This is a genomic window from Streptomyces canus (genome assembly GCF_041435015.1).
GTDB lineage: Bacteria > Actinomycetota > Actinomycetes > Streptomycetales > Streptomycetaceae > Streptomyces > Streptomyces canus_G.
In genome coordinates, this window is record NZ_CP107989.1 from 10201253 (window position 1) to 10217737 (window position 16485).

18 protein-coding genes are annotated in these 16485 nt (G+C 68.9%); 5 read left to right on the plus strand and 13 right to left on the minus strand.

Going from position 1 to position 16485, the window contains the following annotated elements:
* Positions 1-55: 55 nt before the first annotated feature.
* The 5 genes from OG841_RS46475 to OG841_RS46495 form a co-directional block, all read right to left on the minus strand.
* Positions 56-814, minus strand: coding sequence for a DUF2182 domain-containing protein (locus OG841_RS46475; RefSeq protein WP_328635808.1), 759 nt, complete (start codon positions 812-814; stop codon positions 56-58).
* Complete coding sequence (locus tag OG841_RS46480) at positions 811-1425, minus strand: DUF1326 domain-containing protein (RefSeq protein WP_328635807.1); 615 nt, start codon at positions 1423-1425, stop codon at positions 811-813. The genes OG841_RS46475 and OG841_RS46480 overlap by 4 nt, the downstream gene beginning before the upstream one ends.
* Positions 1426-1662: 237 nt before the next feature.
* A complete protein-coding gene (locus tag OG841_RS46485) occupies positions 1663-2208 on the minus strand; it encodes a substrate-binding domain-containing protein (RefSeq protein ID WP_328635806.1) in 546 nt (181 codons plus the stop codon).
* A gap of 63 nt (positions 2209-2271) precedes the next feature.
* The gene (locus tag OG841_RS46490; RefSeq protein WP_328635805.1) at positions 2272-2829 is read right to left on the minus strand and encodes a LacI family DNA-binding transcriptional regulator; all 558 of its coding nucleotides are present in this window, start codon (positions 2827-2829) and stop codon (positions 2272-2274) included.
* Between the two features lie 43 nt (positions 2830-2872).
* Complete coding sequence (locus tag OG841_RS46495) at positions 2873-4399, minus strand: alpha-N-arabinofuranosidase (protein WP_328635804.1); 1527 nt, start codon at positions 4397-4399, stop codon at positions 2873-2875.
* Between the two features lie 364 nt (positions 4400-4763).
* Between OG841_RS46495 and OG841_RS46500 the strand changes: the two genes are divergently transcribed.
* On the plus strand, positions 4764-4958 hold the full coding sequence (locus OG841_RS46500) for a beta-galactosidase (RefSeq protein ID WP_328635803.1): 195 nt from the start codon (positions 4764-4766) through the stop codon (positions 4956-4958).
* A 1213-nt stretch (positions 4959-6171) separates the two neighbouring features.
* Here the strand turns inward: OG841_RS46500 and OG841_RS46505 are convergent.
* Positions 6172-6885, minus strand: a complete 714-nt coding sequence (locus tag OG841_RS46505; RefSeq protein WP_328635802.1) for a SecDF P1 head subdomain-containing protein — start codon at positions 6883-6885, stop codon at positions 6172-6174.
* Positions 6882-7430 (minus strand): SigE family RNA polymerase sigma factor, encoded by a 549-nt coding sequence (locus OG841_RS46510; protein ID WP_328635801.1) that lies wholly within the window; start codon positions 7428-7430, stop codon positions 6882-6884. The genes OG841_RS46505 and OG841_RS46510 overlap by 4 nt, the downstream gene beginning before the upstream one ends.
* A 218-nt stretch (positions 7431-7648) precedes the next feature.
* On the opposite strand from OG841_RS46510, the gene OG841_RS46515 reads away from it, so the two are divergent.
* The 3 genes from OG841_RS46515 (at position 7649) to OG841_RS46525 (ending at position 8405) form a co-directional block, all read left to right on the plus strand.
* The gene (locus OG841_RS46515) at positions 7649-7807 is read left to right on the plus strand and encodes a hypothetical protein (RefSeq protein WP_328635800.1); all 159 of its coding nucleotides are present in this window, start codon (positions 7649-7651) and stop codon (positions 7805-7807) included.
* A 21-nt stretch (positions 7808-7828) separates the two neighbouring features.
* Positions 7829-8095: an alpha/beta hydrolase gene (locus OG841_RS46520; protein ID WP_328635799.1), complete on the plus strand. Its 267-nt coding sequence runs from the start codon at positions 7829-7831 to the stop codon at positions 8093-8095.
* A 112-nt stretch (positions 8096-8207) separates the two neighbouring features.
* Positions 8208-8405 carry a hypothetical protein gene (locus tag OG841_RS46525; RefSeq protein ID WP_328635798.1) on the plus strand — a complete coding sequence of 66 codons (198 nt, stop codon included), beginning with the start codon at positions 8208-8210 and terminating at the stop codon, positions 8403-8405.
* A 527-nt stretch (positions 8406-8932) separates the two neighbouring features.
* Here the strand turns inward: OG841_RS46525 and OG841_RS46530 are convergent.
* Positions 8933-9790: a GAF and ANTAR domain-containing protein gene (locus OG841_RS46530; RefSeq protein ID WP_328635797.1), complete on the minus strand. Its 858-nt coding sequence runs from the start codon at positions 9788-9790 to the stop codon at positions 8933-8935.
* Positions 9791-10600: 810 nt separating this feature from the next.
* Here OG841_RS46530 and OG841_RS46535 point away from each other — a divergent pair.
* Positions 10601-11137, plus strand: a complete 537-nt coding sequence (locus tag OG841_RS46535) for a hypothetical protein (protein WP_328635796.1) — start codon at positions 10601-10603, stop codon at positions 11135-11137.
* Here OG841_RS46535 and OG841_RS46540 read toward each other — a convergent pair.
* From OG841_RS46540 to OG841_RS46560, 5 genes are all read right to left on the minus strand, one after another.
* Entirely contained in the window at positions 11094-12011 is a 918-nt protein-coding gene (locus OG841_RS46540; protein WP_328635795.1) for an IS5 family transposase, read from the minus strand. The two genes, OG841_RS46535 and OG841_RS46540, sit on opposite strands and share 44 nt — an antisense overlap.
* Before the next feature lie 550 nt (positions 12012-12561).
* A complete protein-coding gene (locus OG841_RS46545; protein ID WP_328635794.1) occupies positions 12562-12702 on the minus strand; it encodes a hypothetical protein in 141 nt (46 codons plus the stop codon).
* A gap of 175 nt (positions 12703-12877) precedes the next feature.
* The gene (locus OG841_RS46550) at positions 12878-14938 is read right to left on the minus strand and encodes an alpha-L-fucosidase (RefSeq protein ID WP_371570362.1); all 2061 of its coding nucleotides are present in this window, start codon (positions 14936-14938) and stop codon (positions 12878-12880) included.
* A gap of 320 nt (positions 14939-15258) precedes the next feature.
* The gene (locus OG841_RS46555) at positions 15259-15651 is read right to left on the minus strand and encodes a LutC/YkgG family protein (RefSeq protein WP_371570364.1); all 393 of its coding nucleotides are present in this window, start codon (positions 15649-15651) and stop codon (positions 15259-15261) included.
* A 98-nt stretch (positions 15652-15749) separates the two neighbouring features.
* The gene (locus tag OG841_RS46560) at positions 15750-16370 is read right to left on the minus strand and encodes a GH32 C-terminal domain-containing protein (protein WP_328635791.1); all 621 of its coding nucleotides are present in this window, start codon (positions 16368-16370) and stop codon (positions 15750-15752) included.
* Between the last annotated feature and the right edge of the window lie 115 nt (positions 16371-16485).

A 16485-nucleotide genomic window follows, 5' to 3' on the forward strand; every position in this document is an offset into this window, starting at 1 on the left:
ACGTACCCTCACGTACCCGCCCGGCTTGTGATTTCTCGGTGGGCGCGGCCCGTCCTCACATCCCGGCCATACCACCGCCGGTGAGACCCGGAGCCAGCGCCGGGACCCAGAAGACGGCGACGGCCAGGACGATCGAGGCGATCCCCACGGCACGGGCCACCAGGCGACCAACCGGAGCGAGTTTCTCGGCGGTGATCACGGCGGCCAGGACCACCATGGCCCACAGGTTCATCACACCGAACGCCGCCAGCAGCACCATCAGCGACCAGCAGCAGCCCAGGCAGAAAGCCCCGTGGTGGGCTCCGGCACGCAGATCGCGCGAGGTGGCCGGGTACGAGGCGTAGCGCAGCATCAGGCCGATCGGCGAACGGCACCTCGCCAGACAACGGTCTTTGAGAGGCGTGAGCTGATAGACGCCGCTGACCGCGAACACGGCCGCGGCCACTGCTGTCCCCGCCACGGGGGGGAGCCGCGCCGCCCGGCCAAGGCCGACAGCCAGCGCATACGCCGGCAGCCCGGCCGCGGCCCAGACGAGCAGGTAGGAGACCGTGAAAACGACCATGCGCGACGCCCGGTGCACGGTGATGGTGCGGGCGTACAAGGCGGCGACGGGTGCCGTGGCGGGCAGCATCATCGCAGTCATCATCAGCGTCCACACGGCCAGGAAAGCGGCCAGGCCCAGGCCCATGGTGCCGGGCATCGCCTGCATGCTGCCCCAGCGCGTCACCATCCAGACCCAGGCGGCTGCTGCCGCGACCAGCAGCAGCCCGGCGGGGGCCACCCGGATGCGGACGGTAACCGGCCCGCCGGTCATCCGGACCATGTGAAGGGCGCCGAGTGTCCGTTGCCGCCCGTGAAGTCCCAGGACCGGCCGTACACGCCGTCGCCCGTCGCCCGGGTGGACCGGGCGATCGTCAGTGTGCTGTTCACCGGGTGGAACATGCCCGTCAGGCCCATCACCGGACCGTCTTCGCCGAACTGCGGGGCGACCTGGTCCTCGATCTCGATGTCGATGGCATCGCCCACCCGCGCGGTGTGGTGGCGACCGTCGTCGCGGTAGTCGATGGGGACGCGCTCCACGCCGAGGACCTCGCCGATGAGCGGAGCGAGCCCCGCCATCGGACCGCCCACCTGGCCCGAGAAGACCTTGCCCAGCGCATCCGCCTGGCCGTCGTCGGCTGAAGCGTCGACGTACAGCGCCACCTGCCAGCCGCCCTCGGCCATCACCCGCGGCCCGTCGATGAAGACGGCCACGCTGCGGTCGGAGACGTCGACGTCGTCCACGTTCCCGCTGTCCACGTGGAATGCGAAGGTCACCTGGCAGCGCTCGTGGTCGGCCGGTGCGGTGAGGCCCGAGGTGGTGCAGGGGCACACCACGTCACAGTTACAGCTCTCCAGGTACGTGCCGTTCAGATTCCAGGGCATGACTCTTCCTCCCTGTTTTGCGGCCCCCCGGGGTCAAGGGGATGCATCGAGAGAGTCCGTTCCGCCCCGGTGCCGCTCTTCTCCAGGCTATTCCTGACGACCCCCATCGCGCAGATCCGCTGTCAGTGCAGCCCACCGGCCTGGTACCGAGTCCGTGGCGGCTCCCACGACCTCGGATGCGTCATCGATGCGGACAATGCGCTGTTCTTCCCTGGCGCAGCACGTCGACAGTCCTGTTCACCCCCGACTCGGCATGGGACGCCTTGACGCAGTTGCGCATGTCCTGTGTTCAGGCATAAGACGTCGTTTCTTTGGGCGCTCTCGGGTCGAGCAACCTCGACGCGTGGCTGTGGCTGCTGGCGCTGTCGGGCCATACGGTACGGCGCCGGGCCGCTGCCGGGTCAGCCGCTGGTCGACTCCCGTACCACCAGGGAGAAGTGGCTGACCGAACTCCTCCCGGTCTTGCGGGAGTTCGGCCTGGCCGATCCGCCGGGCGAGGAGCGCGACCGCCCGTTCGGCCATGGCGCCGTGATCCGGATCGATGGTGGACAGTGAGGGGACGAGGAACTCGCTGCTCTCGACGTTGTCGAAGCCGATCACCTTGACCTGCTCCGGGACCCGTACGCCGGCGTCGGCGAGGCCGCGCAGCACGCCCATCGCCACGGTGTCCGTCACGCAGAACACACCGTCGAAGCCGAGCCCGCTCTCCACCATCTCCCGGGCGCGCCGCGCACCCGCCCGCATAGTGAACGCCTCCACGCTCTGGGTCAGACCGGGATCCACCCGCAGACCGGCACCCTCCAGTGCCGGTACCCGGTGTGGCGCAGGCTGGACACGTCCACCTCTTCACCCACGCCCGCACAGGATCGCGATGCGCCGGCAGCCCCGCTCGATCAGGTGGCGCGTGGCCGCCCGCGACGCATCGACATTGGGCAGGGCGACGTGGTCCACCGGGCCCCCGAAGATCCGCTCACCAAGGGTGACCACCGGGTAGTCCACCTTGAGCCACTCGACATCGGCCGAGCCCATGCCCACGGGGCAGAGGAGGAGTCCGTCGTACAACCGGTTGCGCGACAGGGACAGCGCCTCCAGTTCGTTCTCGCGCAGCGCACCGGTCTGCTCGATGCTCACTCTCAGGTCGTACCGCACGGCCGCGGCGATGATGGCGACATCCAACTCGCCGTAGTACGCACTGTTCACCCCCGGAACGGCGAGACCGATGGTGCCGGTCCGGCCCTTGCGCAGGTTACGGGCGGCCACGTTGACGCGGTAGTCGAGCCGGGCCATCGCTTGGAGGACCCTCTCCCGCGTCGCCCTGCGCACGTTCGGGTGATCATTGATGACATGGGAGACGGTCATCGCCGAGACCCCGGCGGCCTTCGCCACGTCCTGGATGGTTGCCACGTCTACCTCCGGTCCAGGGTTGGCGCAGACGGCGCGGCGGGCCTCAGCGCATGTGGGCCACGGGCGCCCGGACGGTGAGGAACGAGTGCGGGGGAATCGTCAGCACCAGCCCCTGGCCGGTTGCCTTCACCGCATCGAACGGGCGCGGGACCACCGCCTCGGGCGTCTCCGGGGTGTTGTGGACCTGGAGCCGGTCCGCGGTCAGCAGGCGGGCGGTCGGCTCGCCGACGGAGCCGCCGCGCAGGTCGAGTGTCACCTCGGCGGGCTCCTCGGCGTCCAGATTGGTCAGTGAGATCAGCACGGTGCCGTCCTTGACGCTGGCGGAGGCGGAGAGCGTGTCGAGTTCGGTGTCCCCCACCCGGCGCCGGGCGTCCTGGGCACGCAGGTGCACGGCGAGCGAGGTGGCGTCCTGATGGCCCTTGTTCATTTCGAAGACATGGTACGTCGGGGTCAGGACCAGCGCGTCGCCGTCGGTGAGCAGCATGGCCTGCAGGACGTTGACGGTCTGGGCGATGTTGGCCATGTACAGGCGTGCCGCATGTCGGTGGAAGATGTCGAAGTGGGTGCTGGCCACGAGCGCGTCACGCAGGGCGTTCTGCTGGAACAGGAAGCCCGGGTTGGTGCCGGGCTCCGCGTCCCACCAGGTGCCCCACTCGTCCAGGACCAGCCCGACCCTGCGGCCCGGGTCATAGCAGTCCATGACCGAGGAATGGCCGGTGAGGATACGGTCGACCCGCTTGGCCGACAGCATCGTCCGGTAGTAGTCGTCCGTGTCGAAGACGGTGGCGCTTCCCTTCGATTCCCACGAGCCGCACACCGTGTACTGGTGAACGGACAGGCCCTGGAAGAAGGTGCGGGGCGTGGCCTCGCAGCCGAAGCAGCTGATCTGCTGCATCAGCGTCTCGGTCCACTTGTAGTCGTCACCGTTCGCGCCGGAGGCGATGCGGTACAGCGTGTTGCCGCCGTGGTCACGGCAGTACGTGGCGTACTGCCGGGCCAGATCGGCGGAATACTCCGCGCGCATGTTGCCGCCGCAGCCCCACGTCTCGTTACCGATGCCCCAGAACTTCACCCGCCACGGCTCCTCCCGGCCGTTGGCCTTGCGCAGCCGCACCATCGGGCTGTCGCCGTCACGGGTCAGGTACTCCACCCAATCGCTCATCTCCTGCACCGTGCCGGAGCCGACGTTGCCGCTGATGTACGGCTCCGCGCCGAGCAGCTCACACAGGGCCATGAACTCGTGGGTGCCGAAGTGGTTGTTCTCCTCCACGTTGCCCCAGTGGGTATTGACCATGCGGGGGCGCTGGTCCCGGGGGCCGATGCCGTCCTTCCAGTGGTACTCGTCGGCGAAACAGCCGCCCGGCCAGCGCAGGTTCGGAATGTTCAGCGCGCGCAGAGCCCGCACGACATCCAGGCGGATACCCCCCTCGTTGGGTATCGGCGAGTCCTCCCCGACCCAGAAGCCGCCGTAGACACAGCGGCCGAGGTGTTCGGCGAAGTGACCATAGAGGTGGCGGCTGATCATCGGGCCTTCGATGTCGAGGTTGATGACCGCGGTGACAGTGGGCACGGGAGTACTCCAGCGTGTGGGGTTTGTATCGATAAAAATGTCAAGAGGCAGGTCATGGAAGCCGACCGGGCGATGAGCGCGACGCTGAGCGTTACGCGGTGCTGCACACCACCCGGTCGTAGCCGTATGAGGAGCGGTTCCGTAGCGAATGTCGAAGCGCTTCGACGCTGCCATTTCCCCCGGCGACTGTCAATGGACCCAGCAGAAGAAAGTGTCTTGCGGCAGAATCCCTTGCTTCAGACGAAACTTGCCCCTTACTTTGGCGCCCTGCAAGTGAAGCGCTTCGATACCACCCGCAGGAAAGCCGCGCCCTGAGTCATGAGTTGAACCGCAGAAGCTTCGTCAGCGCAGCAGCCGCGGTCACGTGAGAGGCCGCACCGACCCCGCTGCTGTCCGGCCTGCGGGGGGCCTGTGTCCGGAGCAGTGCGATCCGATCCGCGAGCTCAGCGACCGACCGGTGACGACGAACCTCATGCTGCCCTACTACGAGAGGCTGGACCTGTGGGCCTTCGCCCGTGAGCTCGACGTCGTCACCTCCGACCAGTATCGGTCCGTATAGGGCATGGGCTCCTCTGCCCACCTCGCCTTCTACGCCGACCGCTCCCGCTCGCCGGCGGCCGCCCCAATCACACCCCGAGGCTGTGCCTTGCCGGAGCCCGCCGTGACCTGTTGGAAGGGATCCTCATGGTCGTCCTGAAGGCGGTCAGCGCCGAGCAGCAGGAGGGCTACGTAGGGCAGTTGGAGGCCTTCGCCGACACCCGCCGTGACCGCCTCGGGCAGCTGTAAGAACTCGGCTGGTCGAGGTCCGCGGCAACGGCGCCTCAGGGACACGCACACCGCTGGGATGGCGCTCGTATACGCGAAGGAAAATCACCCACCCGGGAGCCACTGCGAGCGCCCACCGAGCCGCCATGGTCGGGGCGACCACGGACCCCCTGCCATCAGGCCGTCCATGACCCGCGGCCGCACCCCCCCCGGTCCACGGCTGGTCAGCACGGTGCGGAGTGCTCCCTCCTGGTGCCTCCACCCGACCGAGTAGCGTCCGGCACGTGGCGACCATCAACGAGGTGCTGGCGGCGCTGCGCAGCGATCTGGAAATCCACGCCTGGCAGCCCGATGAGCGCGAACTCGACCTGGTGACAGGGGTGTGGGTGGAAGGTTGGGCCGGCGCTCGTGTGGTGTGTGTCGGGTTGCGCGTGGCTGGCTGCGGGGTTTTTCAGGGGTGGCTGGCTGGGGTCTGTGGTGTGGTGCGCCGCGATCGTGGGCTTCCTGACTGGTGTCTGGACGGGCGCGCATTGTGGTTCGTCCTTGGACGTCGTGTTGGGCCTGGTTGTGTGCGGGACGGGGGAGTTGCTTCAGATGCTGGGCGCTCGGATCGTGGGGCGACACTGTGGCCGGGCTGCCCGGCCGTCCCCTAAAGCTCGGTTGTGGTGGGGTGTTGCGTCTGTCTCCACTGTGTCCCGGAGTCTGTCCGGGTCTCCAGGGGTGTGGGGGTGGTCGGGTTGCTGGCAGCCCGGTTGCGGTGGTTTTTGCCCGTGTGCTGGCTGGTGTTGAGGATGGGGGAGGGTGGGCTGGGCGGCGCGGGCGCGGCCGGGGATCGGGGCGCGCTGTATTGGTTGCGGGTCGGCGTGGCCGCTGTGCCGGCCGCTGTCAGGGGGGCGGTGATGTCAGGCGGGGGACGTCGGCGGGGGAGAGGTCGGGGCGGGCGCGGTGGCGGTGTGTGGGGTGTCGCCGCCGGCGGCTCCGGGTGGCTCAGTGACCTGTACCGGCGGTCAGTTCGGGTCCAGCCGGTGGGCGAGGTCGTGGGCGGTGGCGCCGGTGAGGTCTCCGGCGTAGGGTCCGACGATCTCGATACGGCCGCCGGTGATGGACGAGGTCACGAAGGGGGTGCCCCAGAGCTTGCCGTCGATGATGATGGCGATTTCGTTGCGTGGGGGCGGGGTTGGGGCGATGGAGCCGGTGAGGGCGGCGAAACGGGTTCGGTCGGCGGGGTCGAGGGTGACCTCGACCCGCCAGGTGCCGTCGGCGCCGCTCTGGTCGGCCTTCGCGGAGGCGGCCTGGACGTCGGTCATGCCTGTGGCCCGGTCGGCCTGGACGCAGAACTCCGGGTGGGTCGCGCTCGCGGGTACGGGGTAGCCGCTGCTGCCCTGGGTGCAGGCGTGCTCGTTGGACGAGGTGACCGGCAGGAAGGAGATCAGGGCTGCCTTCGCGGTGTTCGTGGTGTCGCCTCCTGCGGCGGGCTGGCCCACGTGGGCGCGCAGGGTCGCGCTGTCCGTGACGGTCACCCAGGCGGTGGCGACCGTGACGGCGGCGACGATGCCGACGCCGGCACGGGCCAGCCGCTGCCGCCGCCGGGCGATTCGCAGCGCGCCGTCGGCCAGGCCGGCCAGGTGGGCACCGGCGGCGTCACCGCTGCCGCGGACCTGGGAGTGCAGGGCGTGGTGCAACGACGTTTCGTGCAGCGGGTGTTCGGTCGAGTCGTTCATGCGACGACGCCCCTTCCGGAGGCGGTGGAGGAGGCGGCCGGCTGTCCCGCCCCGGCCAAGGCGGTACGGAGAGAGGCGAGGGCCTTGTGGGTCTGGCTGCGGACCGTCCCCTGGGCGATGCCCAGAATGGCGGCGATCTCCGCGTCCGGCCGGTCCTCGAAGTAGCGCAGCACGACCACCGCGCGCTGGCGCTTGGGCAGCCGCCGCAGCGCGGCCATGATGTCCTGCCGCTGGACCACGGTGTCGGCCCAGTCGACACCCTGCGCGGACGGCCGGTCCGGCAGGGTGTCGGTGACCGTCTCCCGTCCCCAGCTGAGCAGTCGGAAGCGGTCCACCTGGGCGTGGTAAAGCGCCCGGCGCACATAGATCTCCGGCTGCTCCCGGTCGCGCAGCTTCGACCAGCGCCGAGCGGTGGCGGCAAGCGCGGTCTGGAGCAGGTCCCGGCCCTGCTCCCAGTCCCCGGTGAGCAGGTAGGCCGTGTGCAGCAGCGATCTCGACCGTGCCGCCACGAACTCGCGGAACTGGTGTTCCTCGTCGGCGTTCAATGCGCCCTCCCTCGTTTCTCTGTAAAGACGGGCGCGGAAGGAGGTTCGACTGCCCCGCCGGCCAGACTTTCTCGCCCGCAAGCCCGCCGGGCTCCTCGCGGGGCGGCGTGATGGCCGCATAGGTCAGAGCATGGACATGATCGTCGGCGTCGTCGGCATCGCGTACGCGCACTTCTCCGTCAGCGAGCGTGTCGAGCCGGGCCGGCACTCTCGCGGTGATGCTGCCGCTGCGTCTGCTCGCGAGGGGTGAGGCGACCCCGGGCGCGATCGCCTGCGTTTCGCCGTGGACCGACCTGACCCTTCAGAACGCGTCGGTGGACGCGAACGAAGACCACGACAAGATGCTCAGCAGGAAGACCCTCGAACTCTTCCGCTGAGCCTGGCTGCAGGACCCCGCGGTGGACTTCACCGACCCCCGGATCAGCTTCGTGAATGCCGATCTGACCGGCGCGCCGCCCACGATCGTCCACTACGGCGGGTACGAGACTCTCGCCGACGACGGCGCCCAGCTCGGCCGCCGCCTCACGGACTTCAAGGTCACCTCCGAAGTCCCTCCGATGCCCCGGGGACAGCACTCCTTCGTCCTGGCCGCCGGGCGGGTAGCCGAGGTGGGCCAGGCCATCGGGCAGATGGGTCAGTGGCTGCGTGAGCCCCTCGGCGCCTGATCAGAGGAACCCTCATGATCGTCGGTGGTCCTCCGCAGTAAGGGGCGGGAGGTGGCGGGGCGGCCGGCCACGCAGGACCTGGACCGGCGCACCGGCATCGGAGCAGCAGACATTGAAGGAGTACCGCTGCTTCCGCGGCATCGCCGGCGCCCGGGTCGAAGACCACGAGGGCATCGCGGCGACCGGTCATCCGGCCTTCGCGGGCATGCCCCGCGAGGAGGCCACCTTCAACGGCACCTGCGGCACGGTGGAAACCACCACCCCGGCTACGAGCCCTGGCATGGGCTCGATCAGCGCCCGGCGCGTCTGAGAGGTCGCTGGGATCGGGGCCGTGCGGGGTCATGTGTGCGACGTAGCCGACCGCGGTCGGCTACTGCCAGCGGTCAAAAGGCGGCGTTCGGGGGCGTGTGGGGAGCAGGCTGGAGCAGTCAGGCACGCAGCTCGGCAAGCTGGACGTCCTTGGATGTGACGCGAACGAGGAGTTTCCCGCCCTGTATTCCCGAGGAGTGCGGAAAGCAACGGGTCGCAGAACGGTTGAGGACCGCGCTGTGGCGGGGACCGGTGTGGGTGCGCGGGGGCGAGGGCCTCGGTGCCGCGGTGGGTGGGGATGCATCTGCGGGGCCGGCACTGGGCACGGCCGAGCGGACACACAGCCGTCCACCTCGAAAGAGTTGACGGCTCTCGCCGTTTTTCTGAGCGAGCCCCGTTTGCGGGGGCCCGTCTCTGTTTCGACCAGAGTCTGCACCCGGTTGCCCACACTGTCATCGCAAGCGGCGTCTTGGCCAGTGTGACCGGCTTACGCCCGGGCATGCCTTCCTCCCTGGCCCGACGCGAAGGTCAGCGGTGATTGCGCGCGGTGGTGTGGATGTGTTCCAGGGCGTCGAGGACGATGGTGTGGCGGTGCCAGTGCAGCCATCGGCCCACGGTGGTGCCGGTCTTCTCCAAGGCGGTGAGCTGTGTCTGGCTGAGGCCTGCCAGGGGTTGTTCGTGGTGGGAGGAGATCATGCCGAGCACCTGGCCACGACTGGTCAGGGGAAGGCTGTGAGCGGCGCGGCTGCCGGCCTGGAGGATGGCGTGGCGGGAATCGTCATCGAAGATGTCGGCTGATTCGACGTCTTTCACGGTGATCTGCTGACGCTGCTCGGCGGCCTGCGCGCACGCGGTGGTCGAATCCTTGACGAAGGCGAAGAAGTCGGTGAAATGCCGGTTCAGGCCGGTGTGCTTCTCCAGGCGCAGCATCCCGTGTTCGGCGAGCTGGACGTTGCCCATATCGGTTTCGGTGACGTGCAGGACTCGCCGCAGCGCCGTCCGGAGAACCACTGCTTGACTTTCGACATCCGCCCCTTGCAGCGCCAGATCCGGCAGCGCAGGGGCGACGAAGCGGGCCCGGCGCGGAAACCACTGCCCGGCCCCGGCGTCCGGGCCGGCGATGCGCACCACGGCGTCAGCGAGCGTGTGCAGCTTGATGTTGAAGCGCTGAGACGTCTGCTTCAGCAGTTCGAACCCTTCGGCGGGACGGGCCAGACGGTAGCGGTGGACCAGGATTCGCTGCGCCGGTTCGACCGCGGCCCGCGCGAGCTGCCGGTTGCGCACCTCGAGTGCGCCCGCCGAAGCGGTGGGTACGTCCTCACAAGGGCCGTCCGTGCGGGGACCGGCTGGCAAGGGGCCGGACATCTCTTGGCTTCCGTCGATCACAACGGCACCTCCTGAGGGCATAAGGACACGAAAGGACCGCAGGAGCGCACGCCTGCTCGCGACGCGTCCCGCGGTGTGCCTGTGGCCTAAGCACTCGCCCTCAGCCTAAACACACGACCTTCCGGCCCGGTACAGGGCCTCACCTGCCAGAAGTTCGAAATCGCGGGCTCGCGGAGTCGTCGGGCTCCAGCCTTGGCTGTCGTGTGCGGCGAAGAGTTCGAGAGTTCCCGGACAGGCGTGTGTGCTCCTGAATGGACGGCGGAGGGTGCGGAGGCTGGATCCGAACATCGCACGGGAGGCAGTACGGATCCTGGTGGCGACGCTCGAGACTGAGGACTGGACGGTGGAGCCGACCACCACCACCGCCGTCGACGAGTGGCGTGTGCGGTACCGGAGGGAAGAACCGCTGCCCATCGATGCTCATCGTCCCCGGCCAAGGGGCGCCAGTACACACGGTGGCGCGACGACCACGACGGACACCAGGACGACCAGACACTGCACCAGTGTGGTGGAGATTCTCTGCTGCTCTCTCGGCTCTGGCCCCTGTCCGGGGAGGAGATCGATCTTGCTTCGTAGACGGCGAAACGGGACCCGGAACGGCACGCAACGAGCAGCAGCTACGACGATGGCTCGGACCGGCCTGACCGCAGCCGCTCCGAGCCGTCCCTCGTCCAAGGCCGCCGGATCGCGAGCTCTTAGAAGCTGTTGTCTTTTCGGGCGTGATCGGTGCGTTTCCGCTGGTCGGGGATAGCAGTGGTGATTCCGTGGGAGTCGTGGCCTGTCGGGTCGTCGCTCCCCGGGAGGTCACGAATGCCGTCCGTCGTCGGACTGCTGGAACAGCACGAGGTCGCCGCTCGCCGTCGAGTCGACGGGCTGCGGGAGGAGGCCGACCGCATCCAGGCCGAACTGGCCGCGGCCGAGCAGGAATGGCAGGAGTGGGCGATTGCCCGCAGGCGGGTCGACACGGTGCTGGCTCCGGACGGCGGCAACACCGCCGGCACAGAGGTCACTGAGGAAGCGCGGGATGCGGACGCGCCGCCGGAACCCCGGGACGCGGCGAAGCCGAAGTCGCAGGTTCCGGTGTGGCGCCAGGGGCTGGCCTGGTCGGTGCTGTCGGTCGACTACCAGCGCATCCTCACGACGCTCGCAGACCGGGACCGGCTCCATCAAGGGCCGCTGACCTGCCAGGAGATGGCCCAAGCGTTCGGCATGGACGTGGTGCCGGCACGAGTGGAGGCACTGCGGTCGAAGGCGAAACGCCTGGTCGCGCGGGGCTGGCTGGCCGAGCGGCAGCCGGGCCGGTTCACCCTCGCGGCAGGCGTGACCGGGCCAGGCGGCGCGTCATGAGCAGGGTCATCGACCAGTAGACCATCGCCTCGGCGCTGGCCGTGCGCCGCTCGAAGTCGCGCACCAGACGGCGGCTTCGCATCAGGTGGGCGAAGAACCGCTCGACGATCCACCGCTTGGGCAGCACCACGAAGCCGCGCATGTCGTCGCTGCGTTTCACGATCGCCAGGACCAGCGCGAGCGTGGCCAGGCAGTGCTCGACCAGGCTGCCGGTGTAGCCGCCGTCGGCCCAGACCAGTTCCAGCCGGTGGTGCACGTCGGCGACCTGCCCAAGCAGGCCCTGGGCGGCGATGCGGTCACCGGTGTCCGCGGCGGTGACCATCACACCCAACAGCAGGCCGAGCGTGTCGACCACGACATGCCGCTTGCGCCCGTTGACCAGCTTGCCGCCGTCGAAGCCCCGGCTGTCCGCGCCGACCACCGCGTCCGCTTTGACGGACTGCGAGTCGATCACCGCGGCCGTCGGCTCCGCATCCCGCCCCAGTTCCTCGCGGGCCCTCGCGCGCAACCGGTCGTGGAACTCCTTGACCAGAGCGTTGTCCCGCCAGCGGCGGAAGAATGCGTAGACGCGGTCCCACGGAGGGAAGTCGGCGGGCATCGCCCGCCACTTGATCCCGTTGTCCACGAGATACCGGATCGCATCGAGCATCGCCCGGTGGCAGTACCCCTCCGGCCGGCCTCCCCGGCCGCGCATCCAGCCCGGCACCGGCAGCAGCGGGCAGACCGCGGCCCACTCTCCGTCCGTCATGTCGGTCGGGTAGCGAGGCTGCCGCTTCCCGTTGTCGGCGGCGTTTCCGAACCGGTGAGCCAGGCAGTCACACTCCCAGGTGACCGCGCTGGACTGCCCGGCCATCGGCACGCAAGACTGCTGCACCAGGGCCTCCTGCTGCTCGGTGATTCGACACCAACGAGCTGTTCAGGAGGCCCTGTTCGTATGCGCCCAGCGTCCCGCGACCACCCGATCGGGACTCCCGTTCGACGCGCATCCCTCAAGATCGAAAAGACAACAGTTTCTTACTCCAACAGCGCGGCTCGGCCGCTGCCCATCAGCTCCGGTACGCGCTTGCAGATCGTGTTCTTGTTGACATCTGGGTGTCCACGATCTCGTCATCGCCCCGGCCGCCGCCGCTCGCCACACCGTGCTCCGCGCCGCTTTGCCCATGAGACACGCCTACCGGTACAGGGCGCTGCGGGTCGCGAGGAGGATCGGGATCGAGAGGCGGTGTGCTCGCCAAGCCGCCCGAGCTCTCTGCTCACGTTGGCTCGGCGCTCTCCATGACGGCCTTGAGGAGCGGTATGCCTTGGCCGTCATCGTGGGGCAGCAGTTGCCCGCAGGCGCACGGATGACGCCCGTTCCGTCCGGTGCCCCGTACGCGGAGAGGGGGCGCCGAACGGAACTACGGCGTCCGGGAGGTGGGTACCGCTCAGGAGGTGAGCAGCGCGAGGTTCACCGTGTTGGCCATGGCTTGCATGCCGGCGCTGTTGGGGTGCAGATGGTCGCCGCTGAGGCAGGTGGCGGATGCCGTGGCCGTGAGTCTGGCGGCGAGTCTTGGGGAGGTGTGCATGGGCGGCCCTTCTTTGCTGGGTGGGGACGTGCGGCTCTTCCGTGTGGGGACGTGCCTTCGTGGAGACTGCGGGCCGGAGGGGCCCCGGCCCGCAGCGGCCACGCAGGAGGCTGGTCGTGGCGCTGTGGCCCTGTGGCCCGGGAAGAGGTTCGGGCGGCGCGGCGATGACGGGTGGTCAGGAGGTGGGCTGGAACGTCCACAGCAGGTTGTTGTTGGTCACCCAGGTCCACTGCTTGGTCACGGACCCGGAGGGGACCTGTCCGCCGCCGTCGAGGACGAGTCCGGTGGTGCGGTTGGCGATCGAGTACTGGCCGTTGCCGCGGTCGGTTATCTTCCACTGCTGGTGGGGGCCGCCGTTCCAGGCCTCTTGCTGAGCTGGAGCGCCGTTGCTGGTCGAGCCCCAGCCGTCGGCGACCATGCCGTTGGCGCGGTTGACCAGCCTGTAGTAGCCGTCGCCGAGGTCGACGGCCTGCCACTGGAGGTTGGGGCTGTCGACCGGGGTCCACTGCTTGAGGTTCGAGCCGCCGGCGACGTTGCCGCCGCTGTCCAGGGCCAGACCGTCCGTGACGTTGATCAGACGGAAGTACGTGGCCGGATTGAAGGTGACCTTCAGCGAGACGATGGCGTCGTTGTTGCCGGTCACCCGCAGGTCGGGATTGTCCGCGGTGAACGTCCAGGCCGTGCCGGTGAAGTTGTCGCCGGAGTAGCCCGTCACCCGGTAGCCCTGGGGCACCCTGAGCGAGGAGATGGTCGCGGAGCCAACTCCCGCGGCCGACAGCTGGGAGGAGGTGTAGTTGCCCAGCGTCAGGACGGCGCTCGCCGAGGAGTAACTGACGTCCTGGAACACGGTCACCCGGGCTCCGCCGGCGGCCGTGGGGACGCCGCTGACCTCGACGCAGACCACGGAGTCATTGGCGTCCGGGGCGGTAGCCGGCACGGTGACGCTGATCTGGCCGCCGCTGACGGTGTAGGTGAGCGAGGCCGAGGGGTTGTTCATCAGGTAGACGCGGCTGATCGTGTTGGTGATCGCCGGGATCTGCAGCACGCCGTCCGTGGGCCAGGTGAAGACGTGGGCGAACAGCTTGCCGTCCTTCTTGGTGGCCCTGCCCCAGGTGGGGTCGGTGGTGAAGGGGCTTGCCGTGGCTCCGTGCACGCTGTCGCCGTACGTCGCCATCCAGGAGGCCAGGCCGCGCAGGATGGTCACGGATCCGGCGGTGACCGAGCCGTCGCCCTTGGGGCCGATGTTCAGCAGGAAGTTGCCGTCCCGCGAGACGCAGGTGACGAGCTCCTGAACGAAGTCCCTGACGGGGCGGTAGGAGTTCTCTCGGCCCGACTGGTAGCCCCAGGCGCCGTTCATGGTGTCGCATCTCTCCCACTGGCGGTCCAGCGGCGCGTTGGGGACACCGAACTCCGCGACCGTGTAGTCGCCCAGGCCGAGGTCCCGCTTGACCCGTTCGTTGACGACGAGTTGGGGCTTGCGGGCGATCAGCCAGTTGTAGAGGTCGACACCGTCCGACCGCAGCCACCAGTCCTCGAGGGTGGGGCTGGAGGGTTCGCCGAACCAGTCGCCGTCGAACCACAGGAGCGCCGGGTCGTAGCGGTCCAGCAGCTCCTGCAGTTGGGCTTTCATGTCCGCGATATAACCCGTGCGGGCGGCCTGCGAGGCCATCGTCGTGAGACCGCTTCGGATGGTCTGGGAGGGGTGGTTCCAGTCCAGGATCGAGTAGTAGAGCCCGAACTTGACGCCGCGTGCCTCGCACTCGGTCTTGAGCGCCGCCAGCAGATCACCCTGGACACCGGCGTAGTCGTGCAGGTTGTACAGCTTCGTGCCGGTGGTGTCGGTGAAGCCGGGGACGTTGGAGTCCCACATGGCGAAGCCTTCATGGTGTTTGGCAGTGATGACCAGGTACTTCATGCCGGCGTCCGCCGCCAGTTGGGCGATGGCTGCCGCGTTGAACGCGGTGGGGTTGAAGTGCGCGGACACCTGGGTCTGGTAGTTGGCCTTGGACCAGCTCTCGGAGCTGAAGGCCCATTCGCCGTGGCCGAGGTAGGAGTAGGACCCGAAGTGGATGAACATCCCGAACCGGGCCTGGTACCACCAGTCCATCTTCGAGGAGACCGAGTACGCCTCGGCGGCGGTGGGCCACAGGGCCTGCGGCAGTCCGAAGGCCACGGTGCCGCCGGCGAGCGCGGCGGCCTTGATGAGGGAGCGCCTGCTGAGGGGAGCGGAGGTCATGTGCGGCTCCAGAAGGGGTGAAGGACACGGGGCGTGTCGCCAGTGGTTTGTCCGTGACTCAGCCCGGACGGCGGGGAAACGGCGGCTCGTGTCCGCTCAGGCCACATCCTTCTCGGACATCGGATGTATTAAGGGGTACGCCCCCACGTCTTGTCTAGAGCTAAGGACGGAAATCAGGAATCTTCTCCTCGTCACTGCCCCACGATCAGGTCAACACGCAAGAATAGATAGGATCTATCAAGGTCGATGCGTGAAATGCACACGGCTTCGCAGCGCGGCCACCTGACCGCACGGCGAAACCGTGATGTCCGCTCCGGCGGCTACGCGTCCCCCAGCACGATGATGTCGAGGGTCCTGGGCCCGTGTACGCCCTCCACCCGCTCCAGCTCGATGCCGCCGGTCGCCGAGGGGCCTGACATGAGTGTCAGCGGCCGCGACGGGTCGAGGCGGCGGAGCGCATCGGGCACGTCGGGTGTGATCTGATCGGCCCGGACCAGGCAGATGTGCTGGTCCGGGAGCAGCGCCAGGGCCCGCCGTCCCTGGCCCAGACCGTGGTCGAGGACCACGGTGACGGTGACGGCGATGGCCGCGGCGACCGTCGTGACGACGGCGTCCGCCGTGTCGAGCTGTCCGATAGTCAGCGGCGGGACGTCCGCCGGCAGCGACCAGGGGCCGTCCGGGACCAGGCCCTCGGGGAATCCGGACGGCCCCACGAGGCAAAGCGCTCCGGTGCAACGCTTCGACGGGCACGGCGTCCCGGATCGGGCCGGGTCGCCCGATCAACTGGGCGGGGGGACGCGGGTGTTCGGGTTCAGCATGCCCGCGGCGCGCAGCTCGTCCCGCGGCGCGGGGGAAGGGGCGGCGCAGCTGCGCCACTGTGTCGTGCACCTCCTGCAGCGACCGTGCGTCGGTCAGGACGCTCGCGACCGCAAGATGGCCGAACGGGAAGCGCAGCGCGGCGGCTTCCTTGCACCGGCAGGGGCGGGCGTGGCTGCGGCTGTCCGGCAGCGGGTTGTCGGGGGAGCTCCGACGTCTCACCCGACAACGGCCCAGGGGGGCTTGATCCGCACCGAGGCTCCACGCCAGCCACTGCTCGACGGCGGCGACATCGTTGAGAACCCTTATGGGGATGAGTGGCTCCGACGGTCACTTCCAGATGGATGCCCGTTGCCACGCTTGAAGGCGGGTGTATGGCGGTTCCGTTGTCGGCGAAGACGTCGACGCCGGTGCTGGAGGGGTCGGGGAAGATCTGGTCGGTGAGGACGACCTGCTGGCCTGAGGCGTTCTCTGCGTAGACCTCGACGGAGGACGCGTCGGCCAGGATGTGCAGGCTGGGGGCTTGCCGTCGAGTGCGGCGGGGCGCGCTCGGTGCTGGAGAAGCTGGGGTCGAAGTCGGTCGTACCCGAGGCGGTGCGGTCCAGGTAGACCTCACTCGTCACCAGATGGCCGGTCGTACCGGAGGTGACGCAGACTCATCGCGCCGCGAGACGGCCGGGGCAAGCCCGCACCCCGGCACCTCGCCGACGGCCCTCTGTCGTGGCATGGGG